General features: G+C 65.0%; 5 protein-coding genes. 1 reads left to right on the top strand and 4 read right to left on the bottom strand.

Annotated features, from left to right (window positions below):
• On the top strand, positions 1-676 hold a 676-nt coding region (locus tag A612_RS09370), incomplete at its 5' end, for an enoyl-CoA hydratase/isomerase family protein (RefSeq protein ID WP_019374237.1).
• A gap of 22 nt (positions 677-698) precedes the next feature.
• Here the strand turns inward: A612_RS09370 and A612_RS09365 are convergent.
• The 4 genes from A612_RS09365 to A612_RS09350 form a co-directional block, all read right to left on the bottom strand.
• Positions 699-3902, bottom strand: coding sequence for a type I restriction endonuclease subunit R (locus A612_RS09365; RefSeq protein ID WP_019374236.1), 3204 nt, complete (start codon positions 3900-3902; stop codon positions 699-701).
• Positions 3903-4005: 103 nt separating this feature from the next.
• A complete protein-coding gene (locus tag A612_RS09360; protein ID WP_019374235.1) occupies positions 4006-4533 on the bottom strand; it encodes a virulence RhuM family protein in 528 nt (175 codons plus the stop codon).
• Positions 4530-5837, bottom strand: coding sequence for a restriction endonuclease subunit S (locus A612_RS16590; protein WP_075807042.1), 1308 nt, complete (start codon positions 5835-5837; stop codon positions 4530-4532). Before A612_RS16590 ends, A612_RS09360 begins: the two co-directional genes overlap by 4 nt.
• Positions 5827-7407: a class I SAM-dependent DNA methyltransferase gene (locus tag A612_RS09350; RefSeq protein WP_019374233.1), complete on the bottom strand. Its 1581-nt coding sequence runs from the start codon at positions 7405-7407 to the stop codon at positions 5827-5829. Before A612_RS09350 ends, A612_RS16590 begins: the two co-directional genes overlap by 11 nt.
• Positions 7408-7460 lie beyond the last annotated feature (53 nt).

Below are 7460 nucleotides of genomic sequence, written 5' to 3'. Positions count from 1 at the left end.
CACCGGCCAGGGCGCCCGCGCCATCGTGCTGGCCGGCGCCGGGCGGGCTTTTTCCGCCGGGGCCGATCTGGCGGGTTTTGACGAACTGCGCCAAAAGGACGTCGCCAGCGTGCCCGCTGCCATCGGCCGCGACATGCGCGAAGTCCTCAATCCGCTGACGCAGGCGATTGCCGAGTCGCCCGTGCCGGTGGTCTGCGCCATCCAGGGCGCCTGCGCCGGTGGCAGCGTGGGCGTGGCGCTGGCGGCAGACGTGGTCCTGATGGCGCGCTCCAGCTATCTGCTGATCCCGCAGGTGGCGCAGCTGGGCATCGTGCCCGACCTGGGCGCCACCTGGTGGATGCCGCGCCTGGCCGGCCGCGCCCGCGCCTTGGGTGCCATGCTGCTGGGCGAGCGCGTCGGCGCCGAGCAGGCGGCCGCCTGGGGCCTGGTCTGGGCCTGCGTGGACGATGCCGCCCTGGCGGACGAGGCGCTGCGCCTGGCCGAGCGCCTGGCGCGCACCCCGTCCGCCGTGGTGCGTGCAACGCGCGAGCTGGTCGATGCCGCGCCCGAGGCGACGCTGGTCGAGCAGCTCGAGGCCGAGCGCCAGGTGCAGATCGGCTTCCTGGGCACGGCCCACTTCCACGAGCGCGTTGCCCGGTTCCTGACGGCGCCGAAGAAGGACAGGAAGGGCGGCTGACGCGCTGCCCCCGGGGCCGCATTCACCCCCGCCGCGCGACCTCGGCCGACCAGCGCGACGACCAGCCCTCGGCCTGTTGCAGCACTGTCTGCACCGCCGCACTCTCAAGGTCGGGCGGGTAGCCGTACTTGCGCAGGATGCGCTTGACCAGCACCCGCATCCGGGCGCGCGCGGATTCCCGGTGCGCCCAGTCCACCGACACGTTCTCGCGCAGGCTCGTCAAGAGCTCATGGGCGATCAGCTTGAGCTTGTCGTCGCCCATCATCTGCACCGCGCTGTCGTTCTCGGCCAGGGCGTCGTAGAAGGCGATTTCTTCTTCCGACAGCGCCGACTCCTCACCGCGCTGGCGCGCCGCGCGGATGTCCTTGGCCAGCCCGATCAGCTCCTGCAGCACCTCGGCGGTGGTGATCGCGTTGGCGTGGTAGCGCGCCACGGCGTCTTCCAGGCGCTCGGAGAACGCCCGGGTCTGGACCACGTTGACCTTCGACCGGGAGCGGATGCCGTCGGCGAGCAGCTTGCGCAGGGCCTCCAGCGCCAGGTTCTTCTTCTCCATCTGCTGCACTTCGGCGAGAAATTCGTCCGAAAGGATGGAGATGTCCGGGCTCTTGAGCCCGCTTGCCGCCAGGATGTCCACGATCTCGGTCGAGACCACGGCGCGGCTGACAATCTGTTGGATCGCCAGCTCGCGCTCCTGCTGGGTCACGCCCGAGCCGCCGCCGCTCTTGACCAGCGCCGCGCGGATGGCCTGAAAGAAGCCCACTTCCTCCCGGATGGCGCGCGCCTGGTCGGAGGCAGACGCCAGCGCGAACGCCTTGGACAAGGCCAGCACGGCGTCCTGGTAGCGCCGGTGCGCATTCTTCTTGCCTTCCTTGCTGCTCTCCTGCGCGGCCCACTGCTGCTGCCGGTCGAGAATCCACTCGATCGCCCCGGCCATCATCGCCAGGCGCTGCTGCGGCGTGCCGTCCAGCGCCGAGCGGTAGTCGAAGCCGTGGTACATGTCGCGCACCCCCTCGTACTTCTCCAGGAGCACCGCCACCGCCTGCGCCTCGTCCACGCCGGTGTTTTCCTGGTCGCTGCGCGAATACTGCTGCAGCGCCGACTTCAGGCTTTGCGCAATGCCGATGTAGTCCACGATCAGCCCGGCCGGCTTGTCGCGAAACACCCGGTTCACACGCGCAATGGCCTGCATCAGCCCGTGGCCCCGCATCGGCTTGTCCACGTACATGGTGTGCATGCAAGGCGCATCGAAGCCCGTCAGCCACATGTCGCGCACGATCACCAGCCTGAGCGGGTCCGACGGATCGCGCGCGCGCCGGGCCAGCAGGTCGCGCCGGGCCTTGTTGCCGATGTGCTGCTGCCATTCCTGCGGGTCGCTCGGCGCGCCCGTCATCACGATCTTCACGGCGCCGGCGTTGTCGTCCTGGCTGTGCCAGGCGGGGCGCAGCTTGACGATCTCGTCGTAGAGCTTCACGCAGATGCGCCGGCTCATGCACACCACCATCGCCTTGCCCTCCAGCGCCGCCACGCGGTGCTCGAAGTGTTCGACCATGTCCCTGGCCACCAGCGCCAGGCGCCTGTCGCTGCCCACCAGGGCCTCGACGGTGGACCATTTTTTCTTGAATCGCTCTTGCTCGACCTCCTCATCGCCTTCGGTCAGCTCATCCACCTCGGCGTCGATCCTGGGCTTTTCGTCTTCATCGAGTTCGATGCGCGCCAGCCGCGACTCGTAATAGATCGGCACCGTTGCACCATCTTCCACCGCGCGGCTGATGTCGTACACGTCGATGTAATGGCCGAACACCGCCGGCGTGTTCACGTCATCGGCCTCGATCGGCGTGCCCGTGAAGCCGATGAAGGAGGCATTGGGCAGGGCATCGCGCATGTACTTGGCAAAACCGTAGGAGATCTCGCCGCTCCTGGCGTCCACCTTGGCCTTGAAGCCGTACTGGCTGCGGTGCGCTTCGTCGGCGATTACCACCACGTTGCGGCGCGTGGTCAGCGGCTCAGGCGTCTCGCCAAACTTTTGCAGCGTGGTGAAGATCACGCCGCCCGACGCGCGGTTCAGGAGCTTTTGCAGATCCTCGCGGCTGTCGGCCTGCACCGGCGTCTGGCGGATCAGGTCGCGGCACATGGAGAAGGTGGCGAACAGCTGGTCGTCCAGATCGTTGCGATCCGTGAGCACCACCAAGGTCGGGTTGGCCATTTGCGGATGCTTGACCAATTGCCCGGCATAGAACGCCATCAGCAGGCTCTTGCCCGAGCCCTGCGTGTGCCAGATCACGCCAGCGCGCCGGTCGCCCGCGGCCTGCCCCTTGACGGACGGCAGGCCATAGTGCGCCGGGTCTTCGCGCACCCCGTCCCACGGCATGGCCGCGCGGATGGTCGATTCCACCGCCCGCAACACGGCATGAAACTGGTGATAGCCCGCGATGATCTTGACCAATCCCGAGCCGGTGTCGCCAAACACCGTGAAGTCGCGCAGCAGGCCCAGGAAACGGCGCGGCTCGAACACGCCCTCGATCAGCGTCGAAAGCTCGGGCGCTCCCTTGGGCGCCACGGCGCTGCCATCCGTGGTGCGCCACGGCATGAAACGCTCCAGGTCGGCCGACAGCGAACCCACCCGCGCCGCAATGCCGTCCGATGTGACCAGCAGCGCATTGGTGTGGAACAGCGGCGCGATCTGCTGCTTGTAGGTCTGCAACTGGTTGAACGCGCCCCGCAGGTGCGCGCCGGCGCTGCCCGGCGCCTTCAGCTCGATCACCGCCAGCGGCAGGCCGTTGACGAACACCACCACATCGGGACGGCGATGGTGCTGGCCATTGATCACCATGAACTGCCCTGCCGCCAGCCAGTCGTTGCGCTCCGGGTGCTCGAAGTCGATGAGCGCCACCTTGCCCGCCGTCAGCGTGCCGTCGGTGGCGTAGTACTCCACATCCGCCCCTTCAGTCAGCAGCTTGTGGATGCGCCGGTTTTCCTCCAGCAGCGATGGCAGTTCGGACTGCAGCACGCGCCGCACGGCGTCCTGCCGCGCCTGCAGCGGCAGGCCGGGGTTCAGGCGCGCCACGGCGTCTTCGAGGCGCTTTTGCAGCACCACTTCACCGTGGCCCGCGCGCTCGGGCCGACGCCCGTCGGGGCCGATGTCCTCCTCGCGCTCGACGCGGTAGCCCAGCGTCTGCAACTGTTCGAGCAGGGCGCTCTCGACTGCGGCCTCAGATAGGAACGCCATGGCTGAAGGTCTCTTCGAGGGTTTGCAATGAAATAAGAAAACCCATGTAAATCAGTGACTTACATAACACCCACATCTTTAAAGAGCATTGCGATGAAATGGATCAGGCCCAGCTTGGGATGTATCTCGCCCGCGGCGCACGCTGCGCCACGACCCCGGACGGAAACACCGCCATGCCTACCCCTCCCCGCTCGCCGGCAGCGGCTTTCCTGACGAGTTGCAGGGCGGCTTCCAGCTCGGCGGCGTTTTGCTCGAAACGCTGGCGGTTGAGCGTATAGCCGCGGGTCAGGTGCTCGCGCAAGACCGTGGTGGCCCACTGGCGAAAGCGCGTGCCTTGCACGGACTTGACGCGATAGCCCACGGAGATGATGGCGTCCAGGCTGTAGTGCTCGACCTGGTAGGTTTTGCCGTCGGCGGCAGTATGTGCAAATTTTGCACAGACTGAATCGCGCTCCAGCTCACCCTCGGCGAAGACGTTGCGCAGGTGCTTGGTGATGACCGAACGCTCGCGTCCGAACAGCAATGTCATCTGCTCTTGCGACAACCAGACCGTATCGCCCTGCAGGCGCACGGCCAGTTCGGACGAGCCGTCCTGATAGGTCAGTATTTCGATCTGGTTGTCGGTGCTCATAGGTTGCGCTCCTTGAGGAAGACTTCGGCGTCGGGGATGCGCATTTTGCCGGAGATGAGTTGGGGAAGGAGGGTGTCGCGGAGTTGGGCGAGCGAGAGGGATTCACGCTCGTTTTCAGTCATTTGTTGATGAAGCGGAGTCGCAGACCGCGCAAAGCTGGTCAGCACAGAACCGGAAGGCACCACAACGGGGATTGGCCGGAAATTGGCCTTGCTAATCTCCTGAAACGTAGATCCATTGGCATTACCGACGATGGCATCCATGTTTTCTTTGCACCAATACAGGATAAAGACATTCGGCAGTGCACCATCGCATTTCATTGCGATGAACCCTTGGTTGATCGCAGTTGGAACCTCGGCAATCGCCAAATAACCAACCGGCGCCCGCGAAGAGAGCAACACTGTGCCACTCGGCAGGAGACCGGAGCTAATTTTCTCAAGGCCAGCATCGGTAATTTTTCGACCCGTTGCCAACAGAACGGGAAATTTCAGGGTGGACAGATCTTTAGGCGTTGCCCAGTTGTGTTGGCCACCTTCCCAAAACTCAGGCTCCTTGGTACTGGGCGTCGAGCCGCCGCAAACGGATACTTCTTCGCCGATCCTGGAATAACGCCATCCCTGCGGAATTTTCCCCAATTCCGATTCCACCAGCCGATCAGGGAACAGGTCATAAAGGTGCGCGGGCAGACCGAGCAGGGACTGGCCACGCTGCCAGCGGCCTTCCATCTTGGCGCGTACCGGCTCGAAATCCACAAACCATGCCTTGAACAAGGCGCGCGCCATCGCCTCCAGCGTTTCGTTTTGCTTGCGGTTCAGTTCGATCTTGTCATCCAGGGTGCCGAGGATGTGGGCGATGGCGCGTTGTTCTTCAATGGGTGGGAGCCGAAACTTAAAGCTTGCCAAGGCATCCTTATCACCACGCGGCATCTTTGCGCCTTTTGATGTTCGGATACTCAGTTCAGTAAATTTTTCCCACCGACAAATCTGATGCAAGTAGTCCGGTGTCAGCACCCCCTCATTTTCTGTTCGAAATACCAACACATCATTAGAACAGCATCCGTCAAAGCGGGCCTGCCATACCTTCTTGAAGTACGTTCGGATGTTTGAAAAAAGCGTGTCGCCGAACTTGAATTTGGTGACACTTCCAGCAGGCGGGACCGCAGATGCAGGGGTAATTCCGCCAAAATCAGCCACCATGTTCTCAGTGGATACGTAGGCGTCAATTCGGGCGTCTTTGGCCTGCAATTTATCCGAAACAAATAGAACAAGGCTACCGAATCGCGCTTCTACCCACTCACTCGCCATACCCAAGCTCCCTCAGGTTCGCCTCAATCGCCGCATCCAACCTGGCCGCCTCCACCCGCTGCTCGCGCCACAGCGCCGCCAGCCGCGCCATCTTCTCCTCAAACGGCTCCCCGTCCTCCTCCTGCTCCGCCGCGCCCACGTAGCGCCCCGGCGTCAGCACATGGCCGTGCTTGCGAATCTCGTCCAGCGTGGCCGACTTGCAAAAGCCCGGCACGTCGGCGTAGCTGCCCGCGCCTGCCTCGCCGCGCCAGGCGTGGTAGGTGCCGGCGATCTTCTGGATGTCCTCGTCGGTCAGTTCGCGCCGCGTGCGGTCCACCAGCACGCCCAGCTTGCGGGCGTCGATGAACAGCACCTGGCCGCGGCGGTCGCGCAAGCCCCTGCCGCCGCGCTTGTCGCGCGCCAGGAACCACAGGCACGCCGGGATCTGTGTGGAGTAGAAAAGCTGCCCCGGCAGCGCCACCATGCAATCGACCACGTCGGCCTCCAGCATGGCCTTGCGGATCTCGCCCTCGCCCGACTGGTTGGAACTCATCGAGCCATTGGCCAGTACCACGCCGGCCGTGCCGCCCGGCGCCAGGTGGTGGTAGATGTGCTGCAGCCAGGCGTAGTTGGCATTGCCCACGGGCGGCACGCCAAACTGCCAGCGCACGTCGTCGCGCAGGCGCTCGCCGCCCCAGTCGGAGATGTTGAAGGGCGGGTTGGCGAGGATGTAGTCGGCCTTCATGGGCGCGCCGTCGCTGCCGCGCTGGGCGGCGAACTCGTCCTTGTGGAAGCTGCCCTCGTTGTTCCAGAAGATCTTGGAGTCGATGCCGCGCACCGCCAGGTTCATCTTGGCCAGGCGCCAGGTGGTGTAGTTGCTCTCCTGGCCGTAGATGGCGATGTCGCCGATGCGCCCGCCGTGCTCGTGCACGAATTTTTCCGACTGCACGAACATGCCGCCCGAGCCGCAACACGGGTCGTACACCCGGCCGGAGTAAGGCTCCAGCATCTCCACCAGCACGCGCACCACCGAGCGCGGCGTGTAGAACTCGCCGCCGCGCTTGCCTTCGGCGCCGGCGAACTGGCCCAGGAAGTATTCGTACACGCGGCCCAGGATGTCCTTGGAGCGGTCGCCCTCCTCGCCCAGCGCGATGCCGGAGACCAGGTCGATCAGCTCGCCGAGCATGACCTTGTTGAGCGCAGGGCGGGCGTAGTCCTTGGGCAGCACGCCCCTGAGCGATTCGTTGTCCTTTTCGATGGCGCGCATGGCGTCGTCGATCAGGGTGCCGATGGTGGGTTGCTTGGCATGGGCCTGCAGGTGCGACCAGCGCGCCTCCTTGGGCACCCAGAACACGTTGTCGGCCAGGTATTCGTCGGGGTCCTCGGCGGCCAGCGCGTCTTCGGCCAGCAGCGCCCGGTGCTTGGCCTCGAAGGCGTCGGAGATGTATTTCAGGAAGATCAGCCCGAGCGCGACGTGCTTGTAGTCGCTGGGCTCCATGTTGCCGCGCAGCTTGTCGGCGGCCTTGAAAAGCTCGGCCTCGAAGCCGAGGGTGCCGCCGTTGCCGTTCCTGGGGGCGTCGTTCCTTGCCATGGTGCTCTCGTTCCTCGTGGTGGCGTGCTCGGTCCGCGGCGGCCCTGCCGGCC

This window comes from Melaminivora alkalimesophila (genome assembly GCF_000282995.1).
Lineage (GTDB): Bacteria > Pseudomonadota > Gammaproteobacteria > Burkholderiales > Burkholderiaceae_C > Melaminivora > Melaminivora alkalimesophila.
This window is presented reverse-complemented; position numbering and strand designations above follow the sequence as displayed.

Excerpts from the sequence above, each read along its gene's own strand:
- A612_RS09365 (WP_019374236.1), bottom strand. The coding sequence starts at position 3,902 with ATGGCGTTCCTATCTGAGGCCGCAGTCGAGAGCGCCCTGCTCGAACAG.
- A612_RS09360 (WP_019374235.1), bottom strand. The coding sequence starts at position 4,533 with ATGAGCACCGACAACCAGATCGAAATACTGACCTATCAGGACGGCTCG.
- A612_RS16590 (WP_075807042.1), bottom strand. The coding sequence starts at position 5,837 with ATGGCGAGTGAGTGGGTAGAAGCGCGATTCGGTAGCCTTGTTCTATTT.
- A612_RS09350 (WP_019374233.1), bottom strand. The coding sequence starts at position 7,407 with ATGGCAAGGAACGACGCCCCCAGGAACGGCAACGGCGGCACCCTCGGC.